Consider the following 15,696-nt stretch of genomic DNA (forward strand, 5'->3'; position numbering starts at 1 on the left):
AGTGTGAACTGGTTATGGGCGGCTGAAAAGGCAAGTCGGCATCGCTTGACCTTTGTCAGGTCGGGGCCGGTTCATTCGCAGTAGGCTTTCGCGCGAAACCCGGAAGGCCCCCCTGGAAGGACCCCCCATGTCTCGCACTGCCCTTGCCCTAGCCTTTGCCGTTTTTGCCGCCGGTTCCGCCGCCGCCGCCGACTTCACCTGCCCCAGCATGGCCGATATCGTCCAGGTGGGCTCGTGCCCGACTGAACCTGAGATGCGCTGGGGATTTTCCGGCTATTGCGCCGACAATGCCCGCATGTACGACAAGGACGGCAAGGACATCTGCACCGACATCGAGCGCTACAAAGAGGCCAAGAACGTCTCGCTATGGGAAGCCGGCCCGTTCCAGGGCTATCTGTCCTGCACCGCCCCGCCAGAATCCCTGAAGGCGGCCAAGCTGGACGATATCGGCGTCGGCAAGGCCGGGGCGATCACCCGCGTCGTCTGCCGCTATGAAGGCGGCCACGAAATGGTGATGCGCACCCGCGCGCCGTGCACCCGCGACGGCGACAAGGCCGTCTGCGGGGATTGATGGTCAAGAACCGACCGGGCCGCCATCATCCTTGGTGATGGCGACGATGGCCGGCCGGGGCGGCAGGTCGGGCCGGAAATCCGGCCAGCGGGTCGATGGCCGGTCGAAGGTGGAATCCTTGTCCTCGCCGGGATGCTGGACGGCGACGAACAGGGTGCGGTTGTCGGGGGTGAAGGCCGGGCCGCACATCTCGGCGTCGCGCGGAACGCCATAGAAGAACTTGACCAGCGACCGGCCGGGGCCATCGACATCGCAGGCATACATGCCGTCGGGGATGGCGTTCTTGCGCTGGTTCGATCCCTGGTCGGTCGATATCCACAGCCGGCCGCGATTGTCGAAGGTGCAGTTGTCCGGAGCCGACAGCCAGGCGCCGTACTTGTCGGTGGCCGGGTGATAGGTGGCGCCGTCGGCGCGCTGGCCGGCCAGGAACAGGATTTCCCAGCGGAAGCGCTCGGCATCGTGGCGGCCGATCCGGCCCTTGCCGGCGCCGGGCGGGGTCAGTTCCAGCACATGGCCATGGCGGTTGTCGGCGCGGGGATTGGCCCCGTTCACCTGCTCGGGCTTTCGCTGGCTGTTGTTGGTCAGCATGACGTAGACGCGGCCGTTGGCCGGATTGGTCTCGACATCCTCGGGCCGGTCCATGGGGGTGGCGCCGACCAGATCGGCGGCGCGGCGCGCGTCGATCAGCACATCGGCCTGGCTGGCGAAGCCGTTGGCGGCGGTCAGCTTGCCCTGGCCCCACACCAGCGGCAGCCAGGTCATGGTGCCGTCCTTGTCGAAGCGGGCCACCGAAAGCGTGCCGTGATCCAGCAGGCCGACATTGGCGCGGCGGTTCTTGCGGTCGATGGGGTCGCGGCTGACGAAGCGGTACAGGTACTCGAACATCTCGTCATCGCCGGAATAGACCACGACGCGGCCGTCGGCCAGGGTCACGCAGGTCGCCGCCTCGTGCTTGAAGCGGCCCAGCGCGGTGCGCTTGACCGGGACCGAGGTGGGGTCGTAGGGGTCGAACTCGACCACCCAGCCGAAACGGTTGGGCTCGTTCGGTTCCTTCTCGATGTCGAAGCGGTCGTGGAAGCGCGACCAGGCATAGCGGCTTTTGCCCTTGATCCCCAGACGGATGTGGTTGACCGATTCGGGGGTCTTCTTGGGGTCGCCCGAGAAATAGGTGTCGAAATTCTCCTCGGCGATCAGCACGGTGCCCCAAGGCGTGACGCCGCCGGCGCAGTTGTTGAGGGTGCCGATCACCGTCCGGCCCGACGGGTCGGCCTTGGTCTTCAGTCGGTCATGGCCGGCGGCGGGGCCGGACATCTGGAATTCGGTGGTCAGGGCCGACAGGCGCCGGGCGAACGGGCTGGCGGCGACCACCTGCCAGCTTTGCCCGTTCTTCCTGACCTCGATCACCGAGTGGCCATGGGCGGCGATCTCGACATCGACCTGCTCGCGGCACAGTTTCTCGGTCTTGTCCTTCAAGGTCAGGCCGGGAAACATCAACTCGGCGTTGGTGTATTCGTGGTTGACGCACAGCAGTCCGTGTTCCGACGCCAACGAACCCACCGGCAGCGGCATGAAGGCGACGAAATCGTTGTTGTAGCCGAACTGGCGATCCTGGGCGGCAGCACTTTGCGCGAAGACGTCGAAGGCGGGCGCATCGACCGCGACGCCGTCGCCCCAGCGGATCAGCACCTGGGCCTGATGGCCGGCGGCGACCCGGTGGGTGTCGGCGATGGTGTGCTCGGGCTGGCGGAAGGCCAGGCTGGAGGGGTCGGAAGCGCCTTCCTTGGCTGCCGAGGCCTGGCCGGGCAGGGCGGCCACGGCGCCGGCGGCGGCCGAGGCGGCAAGGATTTGGCGGCGGCTCAGCACGATCTCGGTCGAATCCAGGCGGCGCATCAAGAACTCCTCAATGGAAGAAATAATCGCGGTCAGCCCCGCAGGACGGGCAGCTCCAGTCGGGGGGCAGGCGTTCGAACGCGGTCAGTGGTGGAATGCGTCGGGTCGGATCGCCCTCGGCCGGGGCGTAGACCCAGCCGCAACGATTGCACACCCACAGCGCCAAGCTTCCATCCGCCTCGGTGGCGGGTTGCCCCATCACCTGTGTCTCCGCGCAGGCCCCAGTCTCGCGGGGACTTTACGAATCCCGCCGGCCTGCGCGGGTGAAGGTTCAGTGAAGCTTGTGCAGGCGCAGCCGGGCCAGGATCGGTGCGTACTGGGCCTGGATGGACTGGGTGGCCCCCTCGAGATTGGGCTCGGCCGAGGTCAGCACCCGATAAAGCGTGTGGCCGATCCCGGAAAAGACCGGCTCGTCCAGGTCGCCGGCGAAGGTGACCGGGAAGGTGCGCAGCACGGTCAGGCCGGCTTCCAGGCTGTCGCCGAAGCGGGTCTTGGACATGGTGGTCCACACCTGGAACAAGGCGGTGACCGCCTGGGTCAAGGTGGCCTCGTCATAGCGGCGCTTCAGCACCTCGCGCAATTGGAACACCAGCTCGGTCGGCCGGCGCCCGATCTCGGCCGGCAGGAACGGCCGGCGCGAGGCCAGCGCGCTGTTGTCGCGCGCCTCGCCGATGCAGACGTCGTAAAGCTCCTTGAAGCCGAAGGCGTGATCGTTGGTGCCGCCCAGGAACAGCAGCAGGATCAGGGCGTCGGACAGATAATTGGCATAGGTCTCGTCCAGCGCCTTCAGTCGCTCGAACAGATAGGCCCGGGTGGTTTCCTTGTGACCGGCCAGGGCGACGATCTCGCGGGCGGTGTGGGCGAAGGCCTTGGCGTCGAATTCCAGCAAGATGCGCAGGAACTGGAAGTCGCAACCGGGCGGCAGTTCCAGCCCGGCCTCGCCGGCCAGATCGGAAAAGCGCGCCAGCAGGGTCAGCGCCTCGCGCTCGGATTCCTCGAGTTCGGTCGAGGCCCGCAGCCGCACCTTCATGCGCTGGCTGACCGTCTGCTTGCCCAGGCGGAACGACACCCCCAGCACGGTGACGACCCGCGGCTTCGAGACCGGGATATTGACCTCCTCGAATTCGGGGCCGCCGGTCGCGGGCGTGCTTGCCGCCTCGATCTTGGCCTCGGCCTGGCGGTGCTGGGCGGCCAGCTTGCCCAGGCGCTCGATCAGAATCTTCCAGATCGTCGGGCGCTTTTCGGTCAGGAAGGCGTCCAAGAGCTTCGGGCTGACCAGGGTCTGGGCGTCGGCGGTGCGGTAGACGTGACGTTCCAGCGGCGCGCGACAGGCCGGGATCAGCACTTCGGTCAGGAAGCGCCGGGCCACCGGGGCGAAATCCGGCTCGAACAGGAAGAAAGTGCGTTCGTGGCTATAGGCCACCGAGGGGAACGGGGTCGTCGGCAGCCGGAAGATGCCCAGGCGGCGTTCCAGGACATCGGCGATCCAGGCGGCGACCAGGGATTCGGCATCGGCGAAGTCATAGGGCGGCGGCGGCGGGGCGGCCATCGCCACCTGTTCTTGCGCCTCTTCCAGCAGCTCGATCTCGATGCCGTCCAGGTCGGGCAGGTCGTCGTCGTCGGCCGGCAAGGTCTCGCCGCGGTCGGCGGCGCGGCGGGCCTGGCCGGGGGCGACGGCGTCGTGCAGGGACTGCCAGGCCTTGGCGATCTCGGGCCGCTTGGCGATCACCACCGCCAGCACGCCGCGCGCCAGCATGACCTGATCGGGCCAGTCGCGGCCGGCCAGGCCGGTGATGAAGCTGTCTTGCACCTGGGCGCGAAATTCGGCATCGCCGGCCCGGCGAAGCAGTGAGCGCATCACCTCGGCCATGAAGGCGATCAACTGGGCCTGGTCGGTGACGCCTTTCAGCTTGGCGCACAGATCGTGCAGCAGACGTTGCTGGTCGATCGGCAGGGCCATGGGCGTCAGCCTCCCTGTCCGGGCGGCACCGGCACCACCGAAATGGAATTCTTGGGCGAGCCCTCGATGATGCGGTCGGAATAGACCAGATAGACCAGGACGTTGCGCTCCTTGTCATGGAAGCGCACCACCTGAATGGTCTTGAACAGCAACGAGGTGTCCTTCTCGAACACTGTCTCGCCTTCCTTGAACTTCGCCTTGAAGGCCATGGGGCCGACCTGGCGGCAGGCGATCGAGGCGTCGGACGGGTCCTCGGCGACGCCCAGCCCGCCGCTGACGCCGCCCTTCTTGGCCCGCGACAGATAACAGGTGACGCCGCTGATCTTGGGGTCGTCGAACGCTTCGACCACGATCTTGTCGTTGGGGCCCAGCATCTTGAACACCGTCGACACCGAGCCGATCTCCTCGGCCTTGGCGGGGCCGGCGATCAGGGCCAGGAATGCAACAAGGGCGATCCACTTCATCAGTGACTCCGGCGCGTGTGCGCATAATTGAATAAAATTGCAGCGTTCGCGGGCACCAGATCAAATATAGGATAAGGAAATGGGGCGCGAAAGGGGCTTGATCGGGCTCAATGTTATGGCGCGTGGTTTTGTGGTCGTTTGTCGGTCTCTCGTCACCCCAGGACCCCGATGTCATGAAACTGCCGGATTTCTTCGACCAGGCCCCCCGCATCACCGTCTACGACCCGCTGGCCGCCTTTGTGGGGGCGCCGGCAGACGGATGCTTCACCTATGGCTACGGCGATGCCGTGCGACTGGCCGGGCATTCCTGTCCCACCGTTGCCGGGGCCTGGCTGATGACGCGCGCGGCCTTGGTCGCCCTATGGCCGGGCCAGATCCCTAAGCGCGGCGCCATTCAGGTCTTGTTGCCTGAGGCGCAGCACGAAGGGGTGGCCGGGGTGATCGCCGCTGTGGCCGGCCTGGTGACCGGTGCCGCCGGCCCGGGCGGCTTCAAGGGCATCGCCGGGCGGTTCTCCCGTCTGGACCTGCTGGCCTTCGATACGCCGGTGCCGGCCACGCTGGGATTTCGTCGCACCGACAGCGGGGCTGGCGTGGCGGCACGGTATCGACCGGAATTGGTGCCAGCCGATCCGATGATGCGTGGCCACCTGCAGGCCTTGTTGTCCGGGGATGGCGACGATCGGTCGGGGGCGGCCTTCGCCGAATTGTGGCAAGACCGCGTGCGCAGGATTCTGCTCGACCATGCCGACGATCCCGAACTGATCGCGTTGGCTCCCTTCTAGCCGGCCGAGAAATCTGCTAGAACGCGCCTTTCGGGTTAAGAACAAGGCGGTTCGTGGTATGTCCGTATTGGTTCCGGTGTCGTGGGGCGAGGTGATCGACAAGATCACCATTCTGGAAATCAAGGCCGAGCGCCTGACCGACGCGGGCAAGCTTGCCAACGTCAACAAGGAGCTGGACGAGCTGGTGGCCGTGCGTGAGCGCGAGTTCCCGGGTCATGCCGGCCTGGCGGCGCTGGCCGCCGAGCTGAAGGCCATCAACGAGAAGCTGTGGGTGATCGAGGACGACATCCGCGATTGCGAGCGCGCCAAGGATTTCGGCCAGACCTTCGTCGAACTGGCCCGCGCCGTCTATTTCACCAATGACGAACGCGCCTTGGTCAAGCGCAAGGTCAACGACCTGCTGGGCTCGGCCCTGGTCGAGGAAAAGTCCTACGCCCCCTATGCCTGACGGAGTGTGACGGGTGCGCGCCCATCGCCTGCTTGATCCGCTGCTGAAGCTGGAACTGTCGCTGAAGCGTCGCGATAGCAAGGCCAATGGCGTGCTGCTGATCAGTGCCGGCGGGCTGGGCGACACCGTCTTGCTGGCGGTGGTTCTGCCGCGTTTCCTGGCGTTGGCCCAACCGGGCGAACCGGTAACGGTGCTGCTGCGGTCCGATGCCGCCCGGATGGGCTTTGTCATGCCGCCGGGGGTTCGGGTCAAGGCGGTGGATTTCAAGCGCCTGCGCGACATCGGCTATCGCCGCCGCATTTTCGGCGAGCTGCACGCCGCCCATTACCGGCTGGTGATCCACACCGACTATCTGCGTCATCCCGACCTGGATGAGGCGCTGGTCGAGGCCTGCGCTGCAAGGGAAGCGGTGGCGATGGAGCCTCGGCCGTCGGACAAGCACGGCGAGCGGCTGGCCGCCAATCGCTGTCTTTATTCCCGCCTGTACGCGTCCGGACCGCCCAAGACCGACAAGGTGGTGCGCTGGTCGGCCTTCGCCGATTTCCTGACCGGCAAGCATTTCGATCCGCCGGTGGTCCATCTGGGCCAGTTCGAAAGCCGCGAGCTTCTGCCGGCCGCCACCGTGCTGTTCCAGCCGTTCTCGGCGGTCAAGGCCAAGCAAAGCCCGCCGGAAGTCTGGAAGCTGATTGCCGCCCGTCTGCCGCATGGCTGGCAGGTGCGGCTGGCCGGCCACCCGTCGGACCTGGAAAAGAACCCCGAATTCAAGGCCCTGCTGGACCTGCCCAACGTCAGTTTCGAAGGCGCGCCGTTCGACCGCCTGGCCGCCCTGATCCGCGGCTGCCGCATGGTGGTCAGCGTCGATACCGCCTGCATGCATCTGGCGGTGGCCTTGGGCGCGCCGACCCTGTGCCTGGCCTCGGCCGCCTATGTCGGCGAGATCGTCCCCTACGCCGCCCAGGTCACGCCGGCCAACATGCATGTGCTTTATGCCCCGGTGGAGTGCCAGGGCTGCCTGGGCAACTGCTATTTCCCGCTGGAGGACGGCATGTATCCGTGCGTCGCCGCGCTTGACCTCGACACGGTGCTGGGCGCCGTCGACGACATCATCGCCAGGGGCTGCTGATGGGGCTGCTGTCGAGCTTGTTCCCGCGCGGCATGCGCCGGCGGTGGTGGCTGTTTCGCCCCATCGACGCCCTGGTCGCCCTGACGCCGGCCCCCAAGGCCCGCAAGGGCGTGGTGGTGGTGCGGATGGACGGCATCGGCGACATGGTGATGTATCGCCGCGCCCTGGAACATTTGCCGGCTTTGCTGGGGGTGGCCAAGTCCGACATCACGGTCCTGGGCTGCCATTCGTGGAAGGGCCTGGGGCCCGAGGTGTTCGCCGGCTTCAATCTGGTCACCATCGACGAACACGCCTTCGAAAAGAAATGGTGGTACCGCGCCAAGATCGCCCTGTGGGTCCGCCGCCAGGGCTTCCAGACCGCGATCTGCGACATGTTCATGCGCAAGGTCCTGACCGCCGATTCGCTGGTGTGGATGAGCCGCGCCCCCCAGCGCATCGTCTGCCAGCCCTTCATCACCGACCGCACGCGGGCGGAATATGGCTGGTACCTCGACCGTGCCACCCGGGTCATCGACACCGGCCCCTATCCGACCCATGAAGGCCTGCGCCATTTCACCTTCCTGTCGGAACTGGCCGGGCGGACCATGGCCCCCGAGGTGCCGGCCATTCCGTGGCGCGACCACGAGCCCAAGCTGCCCGAGGGCGGGCCCTATGTGGTGATGAATTTCGGCTCGAACGAGCCGGGAAGGCGCTGGCCGTTCGGGCAATTCCTCGACGTCGCCAGGCGCTGCCTGGATGCGGGCCTCAGGGTGGTGTTCGTCGGAGCTGGCCAGGAAGCCTTCGCCAAGCCGCTGATCGCCCAACTGAACCATCCGGGGGTGATCGACACCATCGGCGCGCTGAAGCTGGGCGAGTTGGTCGATGTCTTGAAGCACGCCGCCTGCGTGGTCACCAACGACACCGGACCCGGCCATCTGGCCCTGGGCGTGGGGGCGCCGACCATTCTGATCGCTGGCGGCGGCCATTTCGGCTGCTTCGTGCCGTACCCGGACGAAATCAGCCCGCCCAACACCCGCTTCCTGGCCCACGAGATGGAGTGCTATCACTGCCTGTGGCGTTGCCCCAAGCGGGCCAGTGACCAGGATGCCTTTCCGTGCGTCGCCGAAGTCACGCCGGATCGGGTATGGCAGGCGGTCGAGGAGCTGACTCTTACGCCCCGGTCATGAAGCGGTCGGCGAAGACATAGGGGTCGAATTCCGGCTTGCCGAAATAATAGCCCTGGCCGAAATCGACGCCGCATTGATAGACCCGGCCGGCCATGCGCTTGTCTTCCACCATCTCGGCCGCCGTGCGCACCCCCATCGAGGCGCACATGCGGGCCATCGAAGCCAACAGGTCCGAGCCCTTCTGGCTGGCCGCCGCCCGCTTGATCACCGGGCCGTCGAACTTGACCACGTCGATATCCAGCGCGTTCAGATAGTCGAAGCTGGCCGCGCCCGAGCCGAAATCGTCCAGGCAGAAGCGGAAGCCCAGGTTGCGGAAGCTTTGGATGACGTTGTTGACCTCGGTCAGATGGTCGATCCGCACCGATTCGGTCAGTTCGAACATCAGCTTGCGCGGCTGGATGCCCGACCGGCGCAGCAGCATGCGCAAATCTTCGACGAAGCGCGGGTTCGACAGCGATTGGCCCGACAGGTTGATGGCCACCGACGGCATCAAGCCGCGCTTGGCCACCATTTCGCCGATGGTGCGGATGGTGGTATCGACCACCGCCAGATCCAGCTCGTGGACGATGCCCACTTCCTCGGCCAGGCAGAACAGGTGATAGGGCGAGGTTCCGGGCTTGGCGTCGCGATAGCGGGTCAGCGCCTCGAAATGGTGGATGCGCTCGACCCTAAGATCGCAGATCGGCATGAAGGCCATGTCGAAATCGCGCCCGGCCACCACACGGCGGATGAAAGCGACGTTCTCGATGGTGTCGGACACCATGCCGGTCAGCACCTGCGAGATGCTTTTCTTCTTGTCCAGATGGCCTTCTTCCGAGAAGCGGCGGATGGTGTGGGCGATGGCCTTGGCGACCTGATGCTCGGCCAGGCCGGCGCCATCGGCGTCCAGGGTCTGTCCGGTGGTCTTGACATCGCCGTTGAACAGCCGCTTGGCCGCGTCGGAAATCATCGACGACACTTCCTCGGGATCGACGTCGTCGCGATGCAGATACGAGAAGCTGTCGTCCGAGATGCGCCCGGCGGTGCCGCCGCCCAGCGAATGCTTTGCCAGAATGTCGCCGACGGTGTTCATCACCTCGCGCCGCTCGCTGGTGCCCAGCGCGGTGGTCATCTCGGCGAAGTTCTCGACCTTGATGACGGTGATCTGCGGCCGGCCGCCGGCCCGTTTGAAGGCCAAGGCCCGTTCGGCCGCCTGCGAGGCGAACGAGGCCTCGTCCAGAAGGCCGGTCTCGTCGTCGCGCTTCAACTGGGTTTCCGACAGGCGCTCGGCTTGCAGTGCCGGCTCGACCTTCAGGGCCAGGAAGAAATGGTTGTCGAAATCGGGAACCCGATAGCCGGCCATCGCCACGTTGGGGCGCCGGGTGCCGACACCGGACAGGCGCACCACCACGTCGTCGATACGGCCTTGCGCCCGGGCCGCGTCCAGCATTTCGGCCGCCAGGGCGCGATCCGGCTCGGCGACCAGGTCCAGGAATGATTTGTGCCGCAATTGATCCGGCCCCAGGCCCAGCAGGAACTGGGTGGCGCCGGCGGCGAAGACGACGTCGTGCTCGTCGTCCAACTCCAGCAAGATATCGGCGCGGCAAAAGGCCAGGGCGACGAAGCGGTCGCGCTCACGATCGGCCATGATGAGGAAGCATCCTTAAGGAATAAGTGACGTTCCCATCATGACCGCTGCCGTGAGTCCGCGCAACCCTAACCGCGGGCGAACACCGCCTTCAGGGCGGCGCCGATCTCGCCTTCCTCCATGTACTTCAGGCCCCACACACCGCCGAAGATCACCGAGCCCAGCGCGATCAGCGAGGTGATCGACAAGGTGCTCATGCCGGTCAGGCCCTGGCCGATGGTGCAGCCCATGCTGAGCACGCCGCCGACGCCCATCATGGCGGCGCCGATCAGGTGGCGGCCCATGTCCTCGGTGCCGGCGAAGGCCTCGAAGGCGAAGGTCTTGCTGGCGATCGCCGCCAGGAACGAGCCGACGATCACGCCGCCGACCGCGGCGATGCCGAAATTGATGGTCGAGCCGGTGAAGGTCATCAGGTACTGCATGGTATCGCCGATGGGGGCGACGAAGGTGAAGCTGGCGATGGCGGTGGGCTCGAACTCGTCGTTGCCCAGGACGCCGGTCACCCACCAGCCGGCCACGATCAGCAGGCCGATGACCAGGCCGCCGAACAGGTCTGCCGGGCTGGAACGGAACTCGCCATCCTTCAGGCAGAACACCAACAGGCCGCCGCCGATCACCGCCACCGTGCCCCACTGGGCGACGGAAGCCGGGATGCCGATCATCGCCAGCAGCGCCGGAATGCCCTGGTTGGCCGCCTTGCCGGCCACGGCAATGGCGGTCGTCGCATCCATCTGGACGCGGGCGAGGCCGATGAAGCCCTTCAGCGTCATATAGGCGAACAGCGCGATGACCATGAAGGTGACCAGGCTTTTCAGGTTGCCGGCGCCCAGGCGGACCAGGGTCTTGTTGCCGCAGCCGCCGGCCATGGTCATGCCGAAACCGAACAGCAGGCCGCCGATGACGGCGCCGGCCCAGCCGATGGCGCCCTGCAGATAGATGCTTTTGGACAGGTCGATCATGCCGGCCGATTGCATCGCCTGAGTGCCGATCAGGCCGACGGCCAGGGCCAGCATCCACGAGCGGAAACGCTTCCAATCGCCCATGAAGACGATGTCGGACAGCGCACCCATGGTGCAGAAATGGGTACGGTTGGCGACAGCGCCGAAAATCAGGCCGGTGATGAAGGCACCCAGGCCGACAATGGTGGAAATTGGAAGTTCGCTCACGGTCATCCTCCCTGGATGGATGTCTGGTCCGTCGCTTCGTTGGCGAAGGTGCTTGGCGGCGGGACCGAACCCATATATATTTCTTCAGTCTAAATTAGCATCGACCCGAGTGTCCGCACAAGCGGGCAAGTGGGGCGATTTTCGTCCCTCCCCGAAAACTGTCTTGGGGAAAACTTTCAGGCGTAGGCAAAGGCTACTACCCGGCCCCCATGACGGTGGTTGCATATTAGCAAAATCTGATGCAATCATGTCAATGGAGTTCGAGTGATGGCCGAAACCGGCAAGTCGATGTCGATCATCGTCACCAAGGGGACGCTTGATTGGGCCTATCCGCCGCTGATCCTGGCCAGTACGGCCGTAGCGATGGATCTGAACGTCACGCTGTTCTTCACGTTCTATGGGTTGACGCTGTTGAAGAAGAAGCTGGATCTCAAGGTGACGACGCTGGGCAACGAGGCGATGGAGATGCCGATGATGGGCATGCACATGGCCATGCCCAACCTGTTGGCCGCCATGCCCGGCGCTCCCGGCCTGACCACCATGATGATGAAGGACCTGATCAAGAAGAAGGGCGTCGCCAGCATCGAAGAATTGCGCGATGCCTGCCAGGAAGCCGGCGTGCGGATGATCGCCTGCCAGATGACCATGGACCTGTTCGAGTACCAGCCTTCCGACTTGATCGACGGCATCGAGTATGCCGGAGCGGCCACCTATATCGAGACGGCAACCCAGTGCGACATCAATCTGTTCATCTAGGCGCCCCCGAGCCGGCCTTCCTGAGCGACCGGACCGGCACCGGTCCGCTGGCCCGCCTGTTCGGGCTGTGCAATTCCGAGCAGGCGCGTGAATACGCGCCCGAGAAACGCTCGATCCGCATCCATGGCCATTCCACCACCATCCGCCTCGAGCGTGCCTTCTGGTCGGTGCTGGAGGAAATGGCCCGGGACGAGGGCGTCACCGCCAACGCCCTAATTGCCCGCGTACATGATCATTGTCTTATCAACAACGATAAGAATCTGGCATCATGTCTGCGGGTTGTTTGCCTGAAATACATCAATCTCGTCGCGTAAGCGGTGCGCGGCCTGAGGAAACCAACTTAGAAGGGGAGTATCTGTTATGAGCACGGTTCTCGACGTCAAGGGCCTCAACTGCCCGCTGCCGATCCTGCGCACCAAGAAGGCCATTAAGGACATCGCGGTGGGCTCGGTCCTGGAAGTGATCGCCACCGATCCCGGTTCGGTCAAGGACATGGAAGCCTTCTGCAAGCAGACCGGCAATGTTCTGCTCGAGACCAAGGATGCCGGCGGCACCTATACCTTCAAGATCGAACGCAAGGCGTAAGCCTGTCGTGAGGCGAGCCCTCGCCGCGCTGGTGGCGGTCCTGGTGTCGTTGGGCGCCGGGACCGCCCTTGCCGCCGAGCTGGTGATGGTCGAATCCGAGGGCTGTCCGTTCTGCGTGCGCTGGCACCGCGAGATCGGCCCGATTTATCCCAAGACCGAAGAAGGAATCCGGGCGCCGTTGCGCCGGGTGTCGTTGCGCGCCTTGCCGGCCGATCTTCGCTCGGTCAAGAACCTGCGCTATGCCCCCACCTTCCTGGTCATGCAATGTGGCCGCGAAGCCGGGCGCATCGTCGGCTATGGCGGCGACGATTTTTTCTGGGGCGAATTGTCCGCCATACTGCGAAACTTGAAGTCCAAGAGCTGTTAGCGTGATGCGCGAAACGTGCATCACGCCAGCCGCCATTGCGGCGGCGGCCAAGGGCGCGGATGCGCCCGCTAAGGCAGAGGGCTTATAGTGATGCAGATGTTCTGCATCACGATCTAAACGGGAGGGACATACCATGCGTAAGATGCTGCTGGCCGCTTTGGTGGCCTGTGCCCCGCTGGCCCCTGCGGCCCATGCCGCCGAGGGTACCTTCAGCCAGACGATGCTGACTCCCGAGGTGGCGCTGAAGGCCGCCCAGGCGGCGCTGGAAAGCTGCCGCAAGAATGGCTGGCAGGCGGCGATCGCGGTGGTCGATCGCGGCGGCAACGTCCAGGCGCTGTTGCGCGACCGTTATGCCGGCCCGCATACGCCGGGTGTGGCCACCGGCAAGGCGTGGACGGCGGTCAGCTTCCGCACCAACACCACCGAACTGGTCGGCATGACCGGGCCGGGCATGCCGCAGGCCGGCCTGCGCAATGTGCCGGGTGCCACCATCCTGGGCGGCGGGCTGAAGATCGAATCGGCCGGCTCGATCGTCGCCGGCATCGGTGTCTCGGGCGCGCCGGGCGGCGACGCCGACGATGTCTGCGCCAAGGCCGGCATCAAGGCCATCGAGGACGCGCTGAACTTCTGATCCGTCGGCCGGCGTTGCCGGCCGACGGATCAGAGTCTGCTTTTGGCGCGCCCGGTCCCGGGCGGCTCAGTTGCCGCTCGGGCTTTTGGCGCGAAGCGCGATTACCTCAGGCTGGCCTCGATATTGCCGCCATCGACCGTGACGGTGCAGGCGGTGGTCTTGGTGGCGCGCGCCAACCAGACGAAGGCGTCGGCGACGTCTTCCGCCGTGACTTCGCAGCCCAGCAGGTTGCCGGCCATGTAGTCCTTTTCCGTGACGCCGCGGGCCTTGGAACGGGCCGCGATCATCTCGGGCGTCAGCAGGCCCGAACGGATGCGGTCGGCATTGACCGCGTTCGAGCGGATGCCGTCGCCGCCATGGTCCAGGGCGTATTGTTTCATCAGGAACAAGGTCGCCGCCTTGGGCATGCCGTAGGGGCCGAAATTCTTGCCCGGGTTCAGCGCCTGCTTCGAGGTGTTGAACAGCAGGCAGCCGCCGGTCCCTTGCGCCTTCATCACCGCCACCGCCGCCTGGGCGACGCTTTGGTGGGCGAAGAAATTCAATTCGAAGCTTTGCCGCACCACCGAATCGTCGACGATGCCGACCTGGCCCTGCCAGGCGGCGCCGGCATTGGACACCACGATGTCGATGCCGCCGAAATGGGCGGCCACCGCCGCGAACGCCGCCTTGACCGAAGCCGGATCGGTGACGTCGCAGGCCAAGCCCAGGGCCTTGCCGCCGACCTGGCGGGCGGTGTCCTTGGCGGCGGCTTCGTTGCGGTCCAGCACCGCCACTTCGCAGCCTTCCTTGGCAAAGGCGCGGGCGGCGGCGGCGCCGATGCCCGAACCACCGCCGGTGATCACCGCCACCTGGCGGGCCAGCGCCTTCTCGGCGCCCTTGCCCAGCTTGGCCTGTTCCAGGCTCCAATATTCGCAATCGAACATGTCGGCTTCGGTCACCGGGCTGTAGGTGCCGATGGCCTCGGCGTCGGTGACGCTTTCCACGGTATTGACGGCGATGTCGGCGGCGATCATCGCGTCCTTCTTGCTGGCACCCACGCCGAACAGGCCCAGCCCCGGCACCAGGACGACGCGGGGCATCGGGTCCAGCTCGGTCTTGGCCGGATGGAAGCGTTCGTTGTTGCGGGTGAAATAATCGTGATACAGCGCCTCGAAGGCGCCGATGGCGGTCTTGGCGCCTTGCGTCCATTCGTCCAGCTTGCCGGCCTCGGGGGCGGGCAGCACCACCGGCCAGTTCTTGGTGCGGATGGTGTGGTCGGGGGTGACCACGCCGACCTGGGAATAGCGCTCGACATCCTTGCCATCGACATAATTGCGGATGGCGTCCGAGGTGCGGAAATCCAGCACCCAGCGCTTATAGGCGCCGTCGCCCTGGTCCAGCGACAGCAAGCCGCGCAGGATCGGCGCCACTTCGGCGACGCTTGCGGTCTTGGCCGGCAGCTTGGCCGGCACGAACACCGTCTTGCGGTTCTTCTTCAGGCGGTCCTCGGCCAGGGTGACCATCTCGATCATCAGCTCATAGGCCGAACGCGCGCTGTCACCAAAAGTGAAGATGCCGTGCTTCAAAAGGATCAGGCCCTCGACGGTGGGGTCCTGCTCGAACACTTCCGCCGCCTTCTTGGCCAGGGCGAAGCCGGGCATGATATAGGGGACATAGCCCATGCGCTTGCCGTACAGGGCGCGGCACTGTTCCTCGCCGTCGGGCTGGTCGGTGACCGACAGCACGGCGGTCGAGTGGGTGTGGTCGATGAACTTATGCGGCAGGAAGGCGTGCAGCAGGGTCTCGACCGAAGGGTTGGGGCTGGTCTGGTCCATCAGGTTGGCGCGCTGATAATTGACCATGTCCTCGTCGGACAGCTTGTCCAACCGGCGCAGCCTCAACAAAGGGTCCATGCGCACGGCGGGCAGGCCGGCCGGCTCGATGTTGCCCATGTCCCAGCCCGAGCCCTTGACGCACAGCACGTCGACGCTTTCGCCCAACAGGTCGGTGGCGCGGGTCTTGACCGAGGTGTTGCCGCCGCCATGCAGGACCAGGCGAGGATCACCGCCCAGCAGCCGGGTGGTGTAGACGCGTAAGGCCACATCTTCGTTGTGGCCCTGGTCCTTGTACTTGGCGACGAAGGCTTGGGCGTCGGAATCGGACCACAGGGACTTCATCGGG

Annotated in this window: 17 protein-coding genes; 10 read left to right on the forward strand and 7 right to left on the reverse strand. The window is 65.6% G+C overall.

Annotated features, from left to right (window positions below; all coding sequences use genetic code 11):
* Window positions 1-127: 127 nt before the first annotated feature.
* On the forward strand, window positions 128-571 hold the full coding sequence (locus A6A05_RS19535; protein WP_068504819.1) for a hypothetical protein: 444 nt from the start codon (window positions 128-130) through the stop codon (window positions 569-571).
* A 3-nt stretch (window positions 572-574) separates the two neighbouring features.
* Here the strand turns inward: A6A05_RS19535 and A6A05_RS19540 are convergent, their stop codons facing one another.
* The 4 genes from A6A05_RS19540 to A6A05_RS19550 all read right to left on the reverse strand — a co-directional run bounded on the left by A6A05_RS19540 (window position 575) and on the right by A6A05_RS19550 (window position 4,885).
* Window positions 575-2,461 carry a PhoX family protein gene (locus A6A05_RS19540; RefSeq protein WP_068504821.1) on the reverse strand — a complete coding sequence of 629 codons (1,887 nt, stop codon included), beginning with the start codon at window positions 2,459-2,461 and terminating at the stop codon, window positions 575-577.
* 10 nt (window positions 2,462-2,471) lie between these two features.
* Window positions 2,472-2,660, reverse strand: coding sequence for a rubredoxin (locus A6A05_RS20460; RefSeq protein WP_082911094.1), 189 nt, complete (start codon window positions 2,658-2,660; stop codon window positions 2,472-2,474).
* A gap of 72 nt (window positions 2,661-2,732) precedes the next feature.
* The gene (locus A6A05_RS19545) at window positions 2,733-4,421 is read right to left on the reverse strand and encodes a hypothetical protein (RefSeq protein ID WP_068504823.1); all 1,689 of its coding nucleotides are present in this window, start codon (window positions 4,419-4,421) and stop codon (window positions 2,733-2,735) included.
* 5 nt (window positions 4,422-4,426) lie between these two features.
* Window positions 4,427-4,885 carry a CreA family protein gene (locus A6A05_RS19550; protein ID WP_068504825.1) on the reverse strand — a complete coding sequence of 153 codons (459 nt, stop codon included), beginning with the start codon at window positions 4,883-4,885 and terminating at the stop codon, window positions 4,427-4,429.
* A gap of 173 nt (window positions 4,886-5,058) precedes the next feature.
* On the opposite strand from A6A05_RS19550, the gene A6A05_RS19555 reads away from it, so the two are divergent.
* The 4 genes from A6A05_RS19555 to A6A05_RS19570 are packed head-to-tail and all read left to right on the forward strand — an operon-like array spanning window position 5,059 to window position 8,404.
* The gene (locus A6A05_RS19555; protein ID WP_068504827.1) at window positions 5,059-5,667 is read left to right on the forward strand and encodes a hypothetical protein; all 609 of its coding nucleotides are present in this window, start codon (window positions 5,059-5,061) and stop codon (window positions 5,665-5,667) included.
* A 58-nt stretch (window positions 5,668-5,725) separates the two neighbouring features.
* Complete coding sequence (locus tag A6A05_RS19560; protein ID WP_068504828.1) at window positions 5,726-6,115, forward strand: DUF6165 family protein; 390 nt, start codon at window positions 5,726-5,728, stop codon at window positions 6,113-6,115.
* A gap of 13 nt (window positions 6,116-6,128) precedes the next feature.
* Window positions 6,129-7,238 carry a glycosyltransferase family 9 protein gene (locus A6A05_RS19565; RefSeq protein ID WP_068504830.1) on the forward strand — a complete coding sequence of 370 codons (1,110 nt, stop codon included), beginning with the start codon at window positions 6,129-6,131 and terminating at the stop codon, window positions 7,236-7,238.
* Window positions 7,238-8,404, forward strand: a complete 1,167-nt coding sequence (locus A6A05_RS19570; protein ID WP_068504833.1) for a glycosyltransferase family 9 protein — start codon at window positions 7,238-7,240, stop codon at window positions 8,402-8,404. Before A6A05_RS19565 ends, A6A05_RS19570 begins: the two co-directional genes overlap by 1 nt.
* On the opposite strand, the gene A6A05_RS19575 is transcribed toward A6A05_RS19570, so the two are convergent.
* Both A6A05_RS19575 and A6A05_RS19580 read right to left on the reverse strand, forming a co-directional pair.
* A complete protein-coding gene (locus A6A05_RS19575) occupies window positions 8,388-10,031 on the reverse strand; it encodes an EAL domain-containing protein (protein WP_068504835.1) in 1,644 nt (547 codons plus the stop codon). The genes A6A05_RS19570 and A6A05_RS19575 overlap by 17 nt on opposite strands.
* A 68-nt stretch (window positions 10,032-10,099) precedes the next feature.
* A complete protein-coding gene (locus A6A05_RS19580; protein WP_425411952.1) occupies window positions 10,100-11,203 on the reverse strand; it encodes a YeeE/YedE family protein in 1,104 nt (367 codons plus the stop codon).
* Between the two features lie 261 nt (window positions 11,204-11,464).
* Here A6A05_RS19580 and dsrE2 point away from each other — a divergent pair, with 261 nt between their 5' ends.
* The 5 genes from dsrE2 to A6A05_RS19605 all read left to right on the forward strand — a co-directional run bounded on the left by dsrE2 (window position 11,465) and on the right by A6A05_RS19605 (window position 13,536).
* Window positions 11,465-11,953, forward strand: a complete 489-nt coding sequence (gene dsrE2 / locus A6A05_RS19585) for a sulfur carrier protein DsrE2 (RefSeq protein WP_068504837.1) — start codon at window positions 11,465-11,467, stop codon at window positions 11,951-11,953.
* Window positions 11,929-12,267, forward strand: coding sequence for a ribbon-helix-helix domain-containing protein (locus A6A05_RS21135; protein ID WP_068504839.1), 339 nt, complete (start codon window positions 11,929-11,931; stop codon window positions 12,265-12,267). The genes dsrE2 and A6A05_RS21135 overlap by 25 nt, the downstream gene beginning before the upstream one ends.
* Before the next feature lie 46 nt (window positions 12,268-12,313).
* The gene (locus A6A05_RS19595) at window positions 12,314-12,538 is read left to right on the forward strand and encodes a sulfurtransferase TusA family protein (protein ID WP_068504842.1); all 225 of its coding nucleotides are present in this window, start codon (window positions 12,314-12,316) and stop codon (window positions 12,536-12,538) included.
* Window positions 12,539-12,545: 7 nt separating this feature from the next.
* On the forward strand, window positions 12,546-12,905 hold the full coding sequence (locus A6A05_RS19600; RefSeq protein WP_068504843.1) for a thioredoxin domain-containing protein: 360 nt from the start codon (window positions 12,546-12,548) through the stop codon (window positions 12,903-12,905).
* Window positions 12,906-13,038: 133 nt separating this feature from the next.
* On the forward strand, window positions 13,039-13,536 hold the full coding sequence (locus tag A6A05_RS19605) for a GlcG/HbpS family heme-binding protein (protein ID WP_068504845.1): 498 nt from the start codon (window positions 13,039-13,041) through the stop codon (window positions 13,534-13,536).
* Window positions 13,537-13,637: 101 nt separating this feature from the next.
* On the opposite strand, the gene A6A05_RS19610 is transcribed toward A6A05_RS19605, so the two are convergent.
* The gene (locus A6A05_RS19610; protein ID WP_068504848.1) at window positions 13,638-15,692 is read right to left on the reverse strand and encodes a bifunctional aldolase/short-chain dehydrogenase; all 2,055 of its coding nucleotides are present in this window, start codon (window positions 15,690-15,692) and stop codon (window positions 13,638-13,640) included.
* Window positions 15,693-15,696 lie beyond the last annotated feature (4 nt).

It is taken from the genome of Magnetospirillum moscoviense (genome assembly GCF_001650635.1).
Taxonomy (GTDB): Bacteria; Pseudomonadota; Alphaproteobacteria; order Rhodospirillales; family Magnetospirillaceae; genus Magnetospirillum; species Magnetospirillum moscoviense.